The organism is Exiguobacterium sp. SRB7LM, from assembly GCF_015712685.1.
Lineage (GTDB): Bacteria > Bacillota > Bacilli > Exiguobacteriales > Exiguobacteriaceae > Exiguobacterium > Exiguobacterium profundum.
The window spans coordinates 2,398,994-2,413,929 of the sequence record NZ_VWVR01000006.1 but is presented as its reverse complement, the minus strand read 5'-3'; the positions used below and the strand labels follow the sequence as shown (position 1 = coordinate 2,413,929).

Here is a 14,936-nt window from a genome sequence, read left to right as displayed (position 1 = left end):
TAAGGAGGAATCGTGATGGACTTTAATCGTTTCACCGATAAAGCACATGAATGCATTGTCAGTTCACAAGCGTTAGCGAAACAGTATCATCATAGCGAAATCAATGAGTGGCATGTATTGGCCTCAATGATTTCACAGACGGACGGGATTGCGCCGTTGCTGTTTCAAAAAATGGAGATCAACGTGTCAGAGATTGAAGGAGAAGTCGCGCTTTCTCTGAAACATGCGCCGAAACTCCAAAACCCGACAACACCGATGATTTCAGCCTCTCTCTTAAGCGTCTTGACGACTGCGGAACGAGAAGCCACGGGGATGAATGATGAGTACGTATCGGTCGAACATATTCTACTCGGTATTTTGTTGAACAGCAGTCAGGCACAGACGATGCTCGAACGTAAAGGTGTCACCGAAGAACGTCTCCGTGAGGCGCTCGTCGCTGTGCGTGGGAACCGTCGCATCACATCGAAGTCGCCTGAAGCGACATATGATGTCTTGACGAAATATGGACGCGACCTCATTCAAGAAGTGAAGACAGGTAAAATCGATCCGGTCATCGGACGAGACAGTGAGATTCGTCGCGTCATTCGAATCCTAAGTCGAAAAACAAAAAATAATCCTGTCCTCATCGGAGAGCCAGGGGTCGGGAAGACAGCGATTGTCGAAGGACTCGCCCAGCGCATCGTTCGTGGAGATGTACCGGAAAGTTTGAAAGATAAAACCATCTTCAGCCTCGATATGAGCTCCCTCGTTGCCGGTGCGAAATATCGCGGAGAGTTCGAGGAACGTCTACAGGCCGTTTTGTCCGAAGTGAAAGAAGCGGAAGGCACCATCATCCTCTTCATCGATGAACTGCACACGATTGTCGGTGCTGGGAAGTCTGAGGGGTCGATGGACGCCGGTAACATGTTGAAACCGATGCTCGCCCGAGGCGAACTGCATTGTATCGGCGCGACGACGCTCGACGAGTATCGCCAATATATCGAGAAGGACCCGGCCCTTGAGCGGCGTTTCCAACAAGTCCTTGTCGCTGAACCGGATGTCGAGGATACGGTTTCCATCTTGCGCGGTTTAAAAGAACGCTTTGAGATTCACCACGGGGTACGTATCCATGACAACGCGCTCGTCGCGGCGGCTGTGCTATCCAATCGCTATATCACCGACCGCTTCATGCCGGACAAGGCGATCGATCTCGTTGACGAGTCGTGTGCGATGATTCGAACAGAGATGGAGTCGATGCCAGCTGAGCTTGATGAATTGGTCCGTCGGGTCATGCAGCTTGAAATCGAAGAGGCGGCTCTTAAAAAAGAGAGCGATGCCGCTTCCATGAAGCGACTTGAGGCGCTCCAACAGGAATTGGCCTCTATCCGTGAACAGTCTGATTCGTTACGTCTCCGTTGGGAGAATGAGAAGGAGTCAACGCACCGTGTGCAACAAATCCGTGGAGACCTTGAGAAAGTACGTCTCGAGTTACAAGAGGCAGAGAGTCGCTATGATTTGAACCGGGCCTCGGAACTGAAATATGGACGAATCCCGGAACTTGAGCGGGAACTAGAAGAAGCGGAACAGTTGGCGAGTTCGGTGACGCGTGAACTCGTGCGTGAAGAAGTGACGGAAGAAGAAATCGCCGAGGTCGTCTCGAAATGGACGGGGATCCCGGTGACGAAACTGACAGAGGGAGAGCGGGATAAGCTTCTCAATCTAGAAGCGGTCTTGCATAAACGTGTGTTTGGGCAAGATGATGCGATTCGTCTTGTCAGCGATGCAGTCATTCGAGCACGTGCTGGCATCAAAGATCCAAACCGTCCGATTGGTTCATTCCTTTTCCTCGGACCGACGGGGGTTGGGAAGACAGAACTCGGGAAAGCACTCGCGGAAGCGATGTTTGATTCAGAAGACCATATCGTTCGGCTGGATATGAGTGAATATATGGAGAAACATGCCGTATCGCGTCTCGTCGGTGCCCCTCCTGGCTATATCGGTTATGAAGAAGGTGGACAGTTGACGGAAGCGGTTCGCCGTAACCCGTACTCGGTTCTCTTACTCGATGAGGTCGAGAAAGCGCATCCGGACGTCTTCAATATCTTGCTTCAATTGCTCGATGATGGTCGATTGACCGATTCGCACGGGCGCATCGTCGACTTCAAAAATACGATTGTCATCATGACGTCGAACATTGGGGCGGACATCTTGCTCGAAGCAGCGAAAGATGGCGTGATTGATGAGGACGAAGAGCGTCAAGTGCTCGACAAACTCCGTCGTCATTTCCGTCCTGAATTCTTGAACCGGGTCGATGAAACGATTCTGTTCCATCCGCTCACGAAAGATCAAATCGGTCAGATTGTCGAGAAAGCGGTCGGACGGATGAGCGAACGGCTCACGACACGCTCGATTCATATCGACATCACCGATGCAGCCAAAACGTTCGTTGCTGACGAAGCATATGAACCTCAATTTGGTGCGCGACCGATCAACCGATATGTACAACGGACGATTGAGACGAAACTTGCCCGTAGCATCCTCGCTGGAGACGTCGAGGATGGGCAAACGGTCATCATCGATGTCGAGAACGGGGCGTTGACATTACGCCCATCGACAGTCAATGCATAAAGAAAGAGGAATCCAAAATCGGATTCCTCTTTTATGTATGCCGACGTTTTCTTCTCAAAATCAAATAACTGATCCCAATAAAAATGAGGTAGAGTACCGTCCCGAAAAATGAGTTGAATACCCATGGAATTGTTCCCATGAAGCTGGCACGGGTCGCTTCTTGGAACCAGAGCAGTAGCCAAAAGAATAAGCCAAGACTCGTTGCGAGGAGAACAAAAAATCCCGTCATGCCTTGTTTCGTCAATTGCTTGATTCCGAACCCAAGTAAAGCCGTAACAATGAAAATTGTACCTAACCCAATATAGAACAATCCGTCAATCGGTAATGACTGCACCTATATGACTCCCTTCTCACCATCAGATTCATATAAGCCAATCTTACACGGAGAGGGAATAAATGGGAATCGTTATTGTGACACGAGAGGACGTTCTGGTTGATAGATACAGTACGGTTCTGATTCTTTGAAATCGCCAGTGACCGCATAGGCTCTAGCACGCGAACCACCACATAGATAACGATACTCGCAATACCCACACTTTCCGTGATGACTATCCGGATCACGTAGTGCCTTGAATGTCGGATGATGGCGATAAATATCGGCGAGAGGTGTCGTTCGGACGTTTCCGCAGGTGATCGGTAAAAATCCGGACGGCTGTACGTTCCCTGTATGTGAGATAAAGACGAATCCGTTGCCGTCATTCGTCCCACGAGGAGCTTTCGCCAAATCGTCATGTGGATGTCCGATTGGAGGGAGTCCTGCTGCCCGGCGTCGCTGATTTTCTTGGCGGGCGACTCTCCGATAAAATTGGGCTTCCGTCGTCGAGATGATGAAGGGTGCCGTCTCTTGTATAGAGAACGCCCATTTCAATACTTCCTCATGTCGCTCAGGTGTAATGGGTTGTAACAGGGATCCACGTCCGGTCGGCACGAGGAAAAAGAGCGTCCAGACGGACACACCGAGGGATTCTACGAGCTTCGCCATTTCCGGTAATCGATCGACATTGTATTCGGTCACCGTCGTATTGATTTGAAATGACATCCCTTCTTCTCGGAAATATGAGATTCCTCGAATGGTACGGTCGAAGCTGCCACGTGTACCGCGGAAGTAGTCATGCGTCACGGCGTCCGGTCCGTCAATGGAGAAGGCCCAACGTGACAAACCAGCTGCTTTTGCCCGTTTCACGGCATCGTGAGTTACACGAGGTGTAGCTGAAGGTGTCATGGAGACGCGCATCCCAAGGGAGGAAGCATATGCGGTCAATTCAAATAAATCTTCACGCATGAGAGGATCACCGCCCGTAAAGACGAGAATCGGGTTATCCATCGCATGAATCTCGCGAATCAATGCCTTCCCTTCTTCCGTGTCGAGTTCGTTTTCGTAACGATGAAATTGTGCCTCTGCCCGGCAGTGGACGCAGGAGAGCGCACAGGCCCGTGTGACTTCCCAAATGACGATGAACGGGTTCTCGTTATAGTCGATACGTTTCATACCGTCACCGCCTGTCGAAGATGTAAGTGATCGACCGCCCGTTTGGCGGAATCGACGCAGTCAGGTAATCCGACCCCATGGAGAATGGCGCCACACGCTTCGACGCCGTCCCACTTCAAAAGTGCTTCTTCGAACGCGCGGACGTCCTGTTTATGACCGACCTCATACTGTGGCATCGTTTGAATGTGTCGTTCGACTTTCGTGAAGAGGGGAGTCCCGACTTTTTGAATGCGTCGAAGTTCGCCTAAAGCGAAGTTTGCGATTAGATCATCCTCTTCATGGAGCAGGGACGGTACATGTTCTGAACTGATATACATGCGGAGCAATGCTTTTCCTTTAGGTGCTAGGTGTGGCCATTTTTTATGCATCCAGCTACAAGCGGTCAAAGCGTTTCCTTCCGATTTGGCGATGACGTAGCCGGTTCCATCTAACGCATCCACTTCTGACTCGTCGAAGGCGGCGAGTACGGTCATCGAAGAGGTACGTTTTAACGATGACAAACGTTCGGCTTCCGGGAATCCGAGCAAAGGTCCGAGTGCATGCGGCGATGTGGCCATGATGATGCCATCAAACTGTTCGATCGTCCCATCGGCAAATGTGACTTCATGAGGTCGAACGGATTGAACGACCGTCTTTAACATGAGTCGATCAATCGACGGACGGAGTGCCTCGACGAGTGCTCCGAGTCCTTGCTCAATCGACAGGAACTTACCAGTCTCGGACGGCTTTACACCGGCTTGGACGGGAGGAGTGAGTGCTTTCATTCCGAGAATCAGACTGCGAGTTTTTTGTTCAATCGTGATAAACTGAGGGAAAGTAGACTCGATGCTCATGTCATCGAGTGTCCCGTTGTAAATCCCTGACAGAAGCGGTTCGATCATTGTATCAACTACTTCGGAGCCAAGTCTCGTCCGAAAGAAACGATCGAGCGAGATATCCTCTCCTGCATACACGCGTGGAATCACGAGATCGAATCCGGCGCGAAGTTTTCCTCTCCAAGTAAAGAGATCCGTTTTGACCATCGGCCAAAACTTGGTCGGGATGCCCATGACCGATCCGGCCGGCATCTGTCTCAGTTGCTTCCGTACGTAAATGTAAGAAGTCCCGGTTCTGGAGCGGACGAGTTGATCTGCGAGACCTAGACTTGTAATAAGTGATGTCAAGGTCGGCTTTCGTGCCATATAACCGTCGGGTCCAGTCTCTAACGTAAAACCATCCCGATAAATGGTCTTAATTTTTCCACCGAGACGGTCCTGCGCCTCAATCAATGTGACATGAGCTCCGGCTTCTTTGGCATAATAGGCTGCGGCAAGTCCGGTGATGCCACCTCCGATAATCGCGATTCGATTCAATTGATTCACCCATTTCTCTAAAATTGTTGTCGTCTTAACGGTACCGAGAATGTTGACGGAGATATAGGATAAGTGTCACGGACTTCTAGACAAATTTGTCACGAATTCGAAAGGGGACGATGGAATGGCTTCCTTCCTCATCGTTGCGACTCTTGTGATGGTGGGCATAATTGGGTTTATTGTGGCGATGAATCGACATGGAGAAAAGTTGGTTGGAGATGAGGAAAGTCCACCGATGATTTGGGCGGATGAGGACTGGTATAAAGATGATGGACCACCAGACGGATAATATGATAAGATGACCCGGTTGAAATTTGATGGAACATGAGGTGATGGAATGAATGTACTCGAACAACAGTTGAACCACTTGGTTGATGAGTGTCGTCCGTACACGGCTCAAGGGAAAGTGGCGGACTATATCCCTGAACTCGCACATGTGAAAAACGATTTACTCGGGGTGGCGATTTGTTTGCCGGATGGCACGTATATTCACGCGGGGGATGTTCATCACAAGTTTACGATTCAGAGCGTATCGAAGGCGCTCACACTTTGTTATGTATTGATGGAGTTCGGGGAGGACTATGTCTTTTCGAAAGTAGGGATGGAGCCGACGGGGGACGCATTCAACTCCATTGCCAAACTCGAGGAAACGGTCCCGTCAAAACCACTGAATCCGATGATCAACGCCGGGGCGTTAGCGGTGACGAGTATGATTTTGGGGGAGACGGCAGAACTCAAAATCTATCAGTTCCGCCAGTTTTTAGCGATGTTGTTAAATCGCTCGGTCGAGGAGGTCACGTACGACGAAAAAGTCGCCCGCTCTGAATACGAGACGACCGACTTGAACCGTGCCCTGCTCTATTTCATGCGTCATCATGGAATTGTGGATGGAGACGTCGATGAGATCATTGATGTGTATACGAAACAGTGTGCCATCGAGATTGATTGTTTTGATTTGGCACGAATCGGGCGTGTCTTTGCAGGGAATGGAGAAGACCCGGATACGGGCGAAGAGTTGATTCCACGTCGGGTCGTCCGAATCGTCAAGGCCATCATGACGACGTGTGGCATGTATGATGCATCGGGTGAGTTCGCTGTCCGGGTTGGTCTTCCGGGAAAAAGTGGGGTATCGGGTGCCATCTTGGCGGTCGGGAACCACGAACTGGACTTGAATAACGTTGGGTTTGGCATATTTGGCCCGGCACTTGATTCAAAAGGGAACTCGATTGCCGGAATGAAGTTGTTGGAACTATTGATTGAGCGCTATACTTCGCGCTAAATCGAGAGGTGCTCCACGGATGCATCGAGTTCCTGCTGTAATGTTTCAATTTTTCTGTCGTATGCAGACTGTAGTTCAGCTGGAGGGGTGAAGGCGCGCCAACGCTTTAACAGTTGGTCATGGTCGTTCATATCACCGAGTTCAGTTTGCATCTTTTTTAACGTGCGGACAGTGTCCATCGAAGCATCCGATTCATAGCTTAGCAAGTACTCATGTAAGTAACGTTCGCGTTTGACGGCTAAACGGACTTTATGGAGTGCTTCAAGTTGTTCTTTTCCATCGGATTGTTCGTGATAGACGCGTACACGTTGTTTGCGCTCGCTTTTCGCCTTTTCTAACATCGGAGAGGCGTTCGTTTTTTTGAACGCACGAAATAACGGTCCGCCGATGAAACGACGTACTTGTTGATCGAGCGACGGTGTCATTTTTTCACTGACACGGGTCGAAAGAATCGTCCGTGCGATGGCACGTTCTGTCTCCATCGCTTCAAGAAACGCATGGTCGAGTTCGGTTTTGGAATCAAACGTTTCGATGAGGACGTCGAGGTCGCGCACATGACCGAGTGCCTCCATCAATTGTTTGAGTTGTCGGAACGTCGCCGGCTTCGTTTCATATAGTTGCATAAACGTGATCAACTTCCGTAGATGAACGCGGGCGCGATGAATATCCTCGGAATTGTTGAAGGTGAGGGCTTCTGTCACATAGTGATTGAACGTGTTCCACGTTTCCAACAGTTCAAATTTAAGCTTTTCTGCATGCCGTTGATTCATGATTATAATTTCCTTTCTGAAAAAGAGATGAGGGTTGTCCATGTACCAAACACATTCATTAAACGAAAAAATCAAACTGTTCTTCACGATTTTCTTTCCAATTTTAGTCACGCAAGTGTCTTTTTATTTGATTAGCTTTTTTGATACCGTCATGTCCGGACGGGCGGGTGCCATCGATTTGGCAGGTGTCGGAGTCGGTTCAAGCTTGTGGATGCCGGTGTATACCGGACTGAGTGGAATCTTGCTGGCGGTGGCCCCAATCGTTTCGCAAGCGCTTGGTGCGCGAGACCGTCAACAGATTCAACGAACCTTGTTTCAAGGTATCTATTTAGCCATCATGCTAAGCGTAATCACGCTGACGTTGGGTTCATTCCTTGTGCCGATGGCAATCGAGAGCATGGGGCTCAGTGTAGAAGGGAAACGAATCGCGACGCAATACTTGCTTGCCCTTGGATTCGGTGTCTTGCCGATGTTCCTGTTCAATGTGCTACGCACGCTCATGGATGCCTTGGGCAAGACGCGAGTCTCGATGATCCTCATACTATTAGGGTTACCCATTAATGTCGGATTAAATTACATCTTCATCTTCGGAAAACTGGGTGTGCCGGCGTATGGCGGAGTTGGAGCGGGAATCGCCTCAAGCATCACGTACTGGCTACTCTTCTTCATGGCCTTCTTTTTCGTGAGAAACGGGAAGCCGTTCCGCGAATACAAGTTTTTACGGACGACCGAACGAATGGTTTGGCTCCGACAAAAAGAGCTGTTACAACTTGGGACGCCAATCGGGCTCGCCATTTTCGCAGAAGTCAGCATCTTTGCGGCGGTCACGGTATTGCTCAGTTCATACGGTGATCAAATCGTCGCGGCTCACCAAGCGGCGATTAACTTCGCTTCGTTTGTTTACATGTTGCCACTCTCAGCATCGAGCGCATTGACGATTGTCGTGGGGTATGAGCTTGGCGCGAAACGACTGCAGGATGCCGTCCGCTATGCAAAAATCGGGCTCGCGCTCTGTCTCGGTGTTTCTATCTTTTCCGGTGCTTTTTTGTTTTGGCAAAACGAACGGGTCGCGGCTATTTATACGAATGATCCGACGGTCGTGGACCTTGCAGCTCACTTTATGATCTTCGCTGTATTCTTCCAACTGTCAGATGCTGTCGCGGCACCGATCCAAGGGATATTACGTGGTTTTAAAGACGTCAACATCACGCTCGTCCTTTCACTCGTCGCTTATTGGGTCATCGGTTTACCACTTGGGTATGTCTTGGCAGAGCACGCCGGATTTGGACCAGACGGTTATTGGATTGGCTTGATTGCCGGACTCGCAGCCGGAGCGGTCTTGTTATTCCTCCGGTTAGTATGGATTGTCCGGCGCTACGGGACGGTTCAATCGACATAAAAAAGGAGAAGATTGTTCGCAAATGTGAACAATCTTTTATTTATTTAAAATTGGTCTATACAACTATACTTTTATCCGATATGATAACATGGAGGAAAACAAAAAGGAGTGGTGAACCGATGGGGACATTGATCAATGCTCGTATCGTGTCAGCAGAACAAACATGGGAACGTGGATATATCAGATGGAATGGTCAAACGATTGATGAGATTGGATCGATGGACCAGTTTGAACAACAGGATGAGCCTGTGATTGATGTCGCTGGAGCGCTCGTGACACCGGGTCTCATCGATGTGCATATCCATGGGGGATATGAAGTCGATACGATGGATGCGGATGAATCAAAACTTCGACGATTGAGTAACGACATGCTACAGGAAGGTGTCACGTCCTTTTTCGCGACGACGATCACGCAGTCAAAAGAAGCGATTGAGCATGCATTGAAGGCAGTCCGAAATGTCATCGAAGCGCAGGATACGACACTCATCGGAATCCACTTGGAAGGTCCATTTGTCAACGTGGAGATGGCTGGTGCACAACCGGCAGAATATATTATCGACCCGGACGCCGAGCAGTTCCGGAAATGGCAAGAGCTTGCCGGCGGTCATATCCGTCTTGTCACCTATGCACCGGAACGTCCAGGTGCACGTGAGTTTGAAGCTGTTCTTCGCGAAACCGGTGCAATCGGTTCGGCGGGCCATACGAGTGCGACATTTGAAGAGAACAAGCAGGCGGGCGTCAAACACGGGACGCATCTTTATAACCAAATGCGTGGGTTGCACCATCGAGAACCCGGAACGGTTGGGTATTGTCTCTTAGAGGGTGGGGTCATCGCGGAAATCATTCCGGATGGGATCCATAGTCGTCCGGAGATGGTCGACTTCGCGTTTCGCTTAAAAGGAGCAGATGAACTTGTCGTCATCACGGATGCGATGCGAGCAAAAGGACTTCCGGACGGACAATATGAGCTTGGCGGTCAACCGGTCATCGTAGCGGATGGGGCTGCGCGACTTCAAGCCGGAAACCTGGCGGGCAGTGTGTTGACGATGGATGCTGCTTTCCGAAACATTCAGGCATATACGGGATGTACGGTGGAAGAAGCGGTCAAAATGACTTCGACGAATGCGGCCAAAGAATTCGGATTGACGACAAAAGGAGACATCAAATCGGGGTTTGATGCAGACCTTGTCGTTTGGGATGACACGACACATGTTCAGATGACTTTTGTTAAAGGTCGAATCGTATATGAACGGGAGGAACAAAGATGAATGTACTAGTCGCAAAGACGGCGAACGATGCGGAACGAATCGCCTATACGCTAATCAAAGAACGGATTTCAGGGAAACATGACTTCGTACTCGGTCTCGCAACCGGTAGCACACCGGTCGGGATGTATCAGATGTTTAAACAGGACGCGCTCGACTGTAGCCACGTGACGAGCGTCAATTTAGATGAATACATCGGATTATCGCCCGAACATCCTCAAAGTTATAACCGCTTCATGAAAGATCGACTCTTCGATGAGGTACCATTCAAACAAAGTCACCTCCCTCAAGGGGACGCGCCGGACCCGGAAGTGGAAGCTTCACGTTATGAAGAACTTGTTCGGACACTCGGTGTCGATTTACAGCTTTTAGGGATTGGTGAGAATGGGCATATCGCCTTCAATGAACCGGGTACAGCGCTCGATGCGAAGACACATGTGACCGAACTCACGGAGTCTACTCGGGAAGCCAATCGTCGATTCTTTGATCGGTTAGAAGATGTACCGACACACGCCATCACGATGGGGCTCGATACGATCATGAACGCACGTGAAATCGTCCTGGTCGCGACAGGGGAGCGGAAAGCGGAAGCGGTGCAGCACATGATTGAGAGCGTGCCGACGGTCGACTGGCCGGCCACGATCCTTCAGGCCCATCCTGGTGTGACAGTCGTACTCGACGAGGCGGCGGCATCACACTGTGCGGAATCCTTACAAGCCCGTGGACAAGAAGCGGCAACACGATTTTTTACCATTCGGGATTAACGGACCTGCGGAGTCATCTCCGCGGGTTTTTCTATGTTCAACTATGGGAAAATGTAAAGAAATGAATTTGTCATCAAAACGTTTTCGACAAATTTCTTGCTTTCCTCTATAATGAGTGAAGCTCATTATTTTGACTCGAAGGAGACCGATATGAATTCTAGAACACATGCTCGCAGACAGCGCACAGGTCCGTCTGCGTTTTATAAGATATTTAGTGCCCTCGTGCTGATTGCGATTATTGCTGGGTCTAGCATTTACGGTACAGCGTTTTACAAAGCCCACAATATGTTGTCAGGCACCCAAGTCACATTAGAGGATGACCCGACGGTTGAGCCGACTCGTTATGATAAAGAAGATACGGAGACGTTCTTGGTTTTAGGGACAGACCTTTCGCCACAGAAGAAAGCGCGTGGCGAGTTTGGACGATCGGACGTTATGATTGTCGTCATTTTAAACAAGAAAGAAAAGCAGACGACGATGCTCAGTATCCCGCGTGACTCGTATGTCAATATTGACTACACGGGATATAACATTCCTTATGGCAAGACGGGACTTGACCAAGATAAGATCACACACGCTTACTACTTTGGTTCGATGGATGAATCGAATCCAAACAACGGGATGCGGATGGCGACGAACACGATTGAAGATTTAGTCGGTGTTGAAATCGACCATGTCGTCTCGCTCAACTTCCAAGGGTTCGTTGATTTCATTGATGCTGTAGGTGGCGTTGAGATTGATGTTCCGTTCTCATCACAACAAAACAGTTACGATGCGTCACGTGAGACAGTTCAAATCGAACAAGGACTTCAACAGCTTTCTGGTGAAGAGGCACTTGCCTACGTTCGAAATCGATACGATGATCCACGTGGGGACATCGGTCGTGGACAACGCCAGATGGAAGTCATCAATGCCGTGCTCGAACAATCACTCGGCACATCACTCCTAAACAATTACGATAAGGTCTTAAAAGCCGTTGGCGACAACATGCAGACGACACTTGGCCCGAATGACTATATGCGTTTAATTGAAGATGTTGGCGCGCTTCACAATACGGTGCAATATCAATTGACTGGAGAAGGTGCCCGGGCAGATGACGGACACTTCTACTATTTCTTGAACGAACCGCTTCTTGAAGAAGTGCGCTATCGTGTACAACAAGCGGACGCCGGTAATCGTGTCGAGCCGATGTCCGATACAGAACTCGAGTCGTATACGTTAGACCCGAGCGGGGTAACGTACGAAGCTCAATAAAAAAAGTTTGCCCTCGGGCAAACTTTTTTTATATGCGGTCCATGGCGACGGTCAAGGAGTATGAATCTCCGCGAAAGAGTGAACGACTATACTCGAACATGTCACCGTTCTCGAGATAAGTTCGCTGGTCAATCAACAGGACCGGTGCATTCGGAGAAATGGTGAGGAGCTTGGCTTCTTCTGGACCGGCGCTCCGGGCTTCGAGTGTCTGTGTTGCATGTTTCAGGCGTAAGCCATGCTGTTCGGCATAAGCATAAATCGATCCCGTCGCGTCATCTTGCGTCAGGTCAGGCAATAAATGAACGGGAATATAGGCGGTTTCGAGCGCAAGTGGGTGATCATCGGCGAGTCGTAGCCGTTTCATTTCATAAACCGGTGTTTGATTTGGGATGCTCAGTTGCTGCGCGATGCGATCCGTTGCCGGAATGACCTCGTATGACAAGAGACGGCTGAGCGGTCGCATGCCTCGATGTTTGATTTCCTCGGAAAAACTCGTCAGTCCCGATAACGTCATCGCAATCTTCTGACTCGCGACGAACGTGCCTCTTCCTTTTTGACGGCTCAAGTAACCGGCGTTGACGAGGTTCATGATGGCTTGACGAATCGTCATCCGACTGACGTGAAATTGCTCGGAAAATTCACGCTCTGAAGGCAAGGTGTCTCCTGGTTTTAACAATCCGTCATCAATTTGTTGCTTTAAGTACGCTTCAATTTGATAATAAATAGGTAACGGAGATTGTTTATCGATTTCTAACATATCATTTCGCTCCTGACTGAGAAGATGTATGTTTCATTATAGACGAAATTAAACTAGTTGTCTGAACAGATTATAGAGAGAAGGTGGAGGACAAGATGGAACCATATACAGCAAGTACAGTCGTAACCTCAATAAAGGAAGACGGCAACGGTCATTGGCACACACTCGAGAACAGCCCGTTTTATGCGGAAGGTGGGGGACAACCGGCTGACCGTGGATGGATTGGGACGCATCCTGTACTGGACGTACAAATCAAGGACGGGGAAGTATGGCATCTCTTGTCAGAAGCATTACCAGCGGGCACGACGATAGAGGTTCGAATCGATGAGGACGTCAGACGGGATCATTCCATCCAGCATACTGCTCAACATGTGATAACGGCGATTTTGGAAGACCGTCATGGCATTCGGACGCTCAGCTTGGGAATCGGAGAGACCGATTCATCTATTGAGATTGAAACGGCAACGATGGACTGGGCGCACGTTGAGGCACTTGAACAAGAGATGCAACAAATCATCTTTGAAAACCGTCCGATTCGTGTCTATGAAATCCCAAAAGAAGAAGTAGACCGGGCGCGCTTACGGAAAGAGACGGACCGAACGGGGATGATTCGCATCGTCGAAATCGAAGGTCTAGATTACAATGCATGTGGTGGCACTCATGTGGAGACAACGGGACAACTCGGTACCATCCATGTGACGGCGATGAAGAAAGTGAGGGGGAATCTCCGCTTGACGTATGTGGCGGGAAATCGAGCGATCAAGGCGACTCAACAAGCGCGAGCAGCGTTGCGGAAGATTCACCATACATTCTCGACAACGAATGAATCCGTGGCAGCCCGTGTAATCGAAGAACATACGATTCGTTTGGAACGTGAAAAAGAAATCAAAACGCTCGAAGAACGGATTGCCAAAGCGAAAGTGGAGGCCGTGTTGAAAGAAGATAACTATGTGGCCTTACATGTCGGGAGAACAGAAGCGGAAACGTTGACGACCGCCATCATCGAACGAATCGCAGCAACAGGACGAATTGCCGTTGGCGCTAACTATGGAACGCAGAAATTGTTCGTCATGCATGATGGGACACAGGATATCGCCGTCGGCACATTCTTGAAAGCGGCGCTCCAAGAGATGAAAATCGGGCGTGGCGGTGGAAGCCATAAGCAGGCCCAAGCGCGTTTCACATCCGTAGCGGAACTAGAAAAGGGAATCGAAGAAATCGTGAAACGATTGCAGGAAGGAGTTTTACCATGTTGATCATTCAATCGGGAAACGAAGCAGCGTTGATTGAACAGGCCAAACAAGTTCGGGAAATCGTATTCGTTCAGGAACAAGGAATCGATGCGAGTTTAGAATACGATGATTTAGACGATATGTGTACACATGTGGTCGGGCTCCTTGACTCCGAACCTGTGACGACAGCGCGTCTTCGTCCAGTCGACTCGACTGTCGGAAAAGTGGAGCGAGTGGCGACGATTCAATCGGCCCGAGGCCATGGATATGGGAAAGAGATTATGATTGAAGTTGAACGTGTCGCGAAACGTAAAGGGTTGGTTGAACTACGATTGGGTGCACAACTGACGGCGCTTCCGTTTTATGAAAAGCTCGGGTACGAGGCGTTCGGAGATGAGTTTTTGGATGCCAATATCCCGCACCGCATGATGCGAAAAACATGGTAATCCTTTTTTGAAATATCCCATTTTTCTAAAAAAAGGTTGGCAAGAAGATTTCGTTTTGTTATAACTAATACTAACAACTGACAGATAGAGGTTGCGAATGACATGAGTAAGCTTGGTTGAAACGGACGCACTCCGGACCGAGCCGAAAGGGGAAATTCGCCGAAGTCGACGTTCACGTGCGTGTGAATGTAGGCTGGGGTAGTCGTGAACAACGCCTACACTGCCATGGTCAACTACCATGGAGCGCTATCTACGGAACGATTCTTTAATCGTTTTTCAACTGCGCGTACAAGCGGCAGACCGTAGGGAGAGTGCTTCCTAC

At 49.5% G+C, this 14,936-nt stretch carries 14 protein-coding genes and 1 riboswitch; of the genes, 9 read left to right on the top strand and 5 right to left on the bottom strand.

What is annotated here, in order from left to right; genetic code table 11:
• Positions 1-15: 15 nt before the first annotated feature.
• The gene (gene clpB / locus F3H97_RS13210) at positions 16-2,607 is read left to right on the top strand and encodes an ATP-dependent chaperone ClpB (RefSeq protein ID WP_196431625.1); all 2,592 of its coding nucleotides are present in this window, start codon (positions 16-18) and stop codon (positions 2,605-2,607) included.
• 31 nt (positions 2,608-2,638) lie between these two features.
• Here the strand turns inward: clpB and F3H97_RS13205 are convergent, their stop codons facing one another.
• The 3 genes from F3H97_RS13205 to hemG form a co-directional block, all read right to left on the bottom strand.
• Positions 2,639-2,941 (bottom strand): hypothetical protein, encoded by a 303-nt coding sequence (locus F3H97_RS13205; RefSeq protein ID WP_196431624.1) that lies wholly within the window; start codon positions 2,939-2,941, stop codon positions 2,639-2,641.
• Between the two features lie 72 nt (positions 2,942-3,013).
• Positions 3,014-4,096 (bottom strand): TIGR04053 family radical SAM/SPASM domain-containing protein, encoded by a 1,083-nt coding sequence (locus tag F3H97_RS13200; RefSeq protein WP_196431623.1) that lies wholly within the window; start codon positions 4,094-4,096, stop codon positions 3,014-3,016.
• Complete coding sequence (gene hemG, locus F3H97_RS13195) at positions 4,093-5,457, bottom strand: protoporphyrinogen oxidase (protein WP_196431622.1); 1,365 nt, start codon at positions 5,455-5,457, stop codon at positions 4,093-4,095. The genes F3H97_RS13200 and hemG overlap by 4 nt, the downstream gene beginning before the upstream one ends.
• Before the next feature lie 115 nt (positions 5,458-5,572).
• On the opposite strand from hemG, the gene F3H97_RS13190 reads away from it, so the two are divergent.
• Positions 5,573-5,737: a hypothetical protein gene (locus F3H97_RS13190; RefSeq protein WP_167365524.1), complete on the top strand. Its 165-nt coding sequence runs from the start codon at positions 5,573-5,575 to the stop codon at positions 5,735-5,737.
• A 48-nt stretch (positions 5,738-5,785) separates the two neighbouring features.
• Positions 5,786-6,727 (top strand): glutaminase A, encoded by a 942-nt coding sequence (gene glsA, locus F3H97_RS13185; RefSeq protein ID WP_196431621.1) that lies wholly within the window; start codon positions 5,786-5,788, stop codon positions 6,725-6,727.
• Here glsA and F3H97_RS13180 read toward each other — a convergent pair.
• Positions 6,724-7,497 (bottom strand): CHAD domain-containing protein, encoded by a 774-nt coding sequence (locus F3H97_RS13180; RefSeq protein ID WP_196431620.1) that lies wholly within the window; start codon positions 7,495-7,497, stop codon positions 6,724-6,726. The genes glsA and F3H97_RS13180 overlap by 4 nt on opposite strands.
• Positions 7,498-7,537: 40 nt before the next feature.
• Between F3H97_RS13180 and F3H97_RS13175 the strand changes: the two genes are divergently transcribed.
• The 4 genes from F3H97_RS13175 to F3H97_RS13160 all read left to right on the top strand — a co-directional run bounded on the left by F3H97_RS13175 (position 7,538) and on the right by F3H97_RS13160 (position 12,179).
• Positions 7,538-8,896, top strand: a complete 1,359-nt coding sequence (locus tag F3H97_RS13175; RefSeq protein ID WP_196431619.1) for an MATE family efflux transporter — start codon at positions 7,538-7,540, stop codon at positions 8,894-8,896.
• Positions 8,897-9,015: 119 nt separating this feature from the next.
• Positions 9,016-10,164 carry an N-acetylglucosamine-6-phosphate deacetylase gene (gene nagA / locus F3H97_RS13170; RefSeq protein ID WP_196431618.1) on the top strand — a complete coding sequence of 383 codons (1,149 nt, stop codon included), beginning with the start codon at positions 9,016-9,018 and terminating at the stop codon, positions 10,162-10,164.
• Positions 10,161-10,925 carry a glucosamine-6-phosphate deaminase gene (nagB, locus tag F3H97_RS13165; protein WP_159563503.1) on the top strand — a complete coding sequence of 255 codons (765 nt, stop codon included), beginning with the start codon at positions 10,161-10,163 and terminating at the stop codon, positions 10,923-10,925. The genes nagA and nagB overlap by 4 nt, the downstream gene beginning before the upstream one ends.
• Before the next feature lie 150 nt (positions 10,926-11,075).
• Positions 11,076-12,179, top strand: coding sequence for an LCP family protein (locus F3H97_RS13160; protein WP_074037814.1), 1,104 nt, complete (start codon positions 11,076-11,078; stop codon positions 12,177-12,179).
• Positions 12,180-12,207: 28 nt separating this feature from the next.
• Here the strand turns inward: F3H97_RS13160 and F3H97_RS13155 are convergent, their stop codons facing one another.
• A complete protein-coding gene (locus F3H97_RS13155; protein WP_196431617.1) occupies positions 12,208-12,936 on the bottom strand; it encodes a GntR family transcriptional regulator in 729 nt (242 codons plus the stop codon).
• Positions 12,937-13,031: 95 nt separating this feature from the next.
• Here F3H97_RS13155 and F3H97_RS13150 point away from each other — a divergent pair, with 95 nt between their 5' ends.
• Positions 13,032-14,192 (top strand): alanyl-tRNA editing protein, encoded by a 1,161-nt coding sequence (locus F3H97_RS13150; RefSeq protein WP_196431616.1) that lies wholly within the window; start codon positions 13,032-13,034, stop codon positions 14,190-14,192.
• Entirely contained in the window at positions 14,186-14,614 is a 429-nt protein-coding gene (locus tag F3H97_RS13145; protein ID WP_196431615.1) for a GNAT family N-acetyltransferase, read from the top strand. Before F3H97_RS13150 ends, F3H97_RS13145 begins: the two co-directional genes overlap by 7 nt.
• A 77-nt stretch (positions 14,615-14,691) precedes the next feature.
• Positions 14,692-14,871: riboswitch (Lysine riboswitch) on the top strand.
• The last annotated feature ends 65 nt before the right edge of the window (positions 14,872-14,936 follow it).

Bases quoted from the DNA above. Each gene is read 5' to 3' on its own strand.
- F3H97_RS13155 (WP_196431617.1), bottom strand. From the start codon at position 12,936: ATGTTAGAAATCGATAAACAATCTCCGTTACCTATTTATTATCAAATT.
- F3H97_RS13190 (WP_167365524.1), top strand. From the start codon at position 5,573: ATGGCTTCCTTCCTCATCGTTGCGACTCTTGTGATGGTGGGCATAATT.
- F3H97_RS13175 (WP_196431619.1), top strand. From the start codon at position 7,538: ATGTACCAAACACATTCATTAAACGAAAAAATCAAACTGTTCTTCACG.
- F3H97_RS13150 (WP_196431616.1), top strand. From the start codon at position 13,032: ATGGAACCATATACAGCAAGTACAGTCGTAACCTCAATAAAGGAAGAC.
- glsA (WP_196431621.1), top strand. From the start codon at position 5,786: ATGAATGTACTCGAACAACAGTTGAACCACTTGGTTGATGAGTGTCGT.
- clpB (WP_196431625.1), top strand. From the start codon at position 16: ATGGACTTTAATCGTTTCACCGATAAAGCACATGAATGCATTGTCAGT.
- F3H97_RS13160 (WP_074037814.1), top strand. From the start codon at position 11,076: ATGAATTCTAGAACACATGCTCGCAGACAGCGCACAGGTCCGTCTGCG.
- F3H97_RS13145 (WP_196431615.1), top strand. From the start codon at position 14,186: ATGTTGATCATTCAATCGGGAAACGAAGCAGCGTTGATTGAACAGGCC.
- F3H97_RS13180 (WP_196431620.1), bottom strand. From the start codon at position 7,497: ATGAATCAACGGCATGCAGAAAAGCTTAAATTTGAACTGTTGGAAACG.
- nagA (WP_196431618.1), top strand. From the start codon at position 9,016: ATGGGGACATTGATCAATGCTCGTATCGTGTCAGCAGAACAAACATGG.
- nagB (WP_159563503.1), top strand. From the start codon at position 10,161: ATGAATGTACTAGTCGCAAAGACGGCGAACGATGCGGAACGAATCGCC.
- F3H97_RS13200 (WP_196431623.1), bottom strand. From the start codon at position 4,096: ATGAAACGTATCGACTATAACGAGAACCCGTTCATCGTCATTTGGGAA.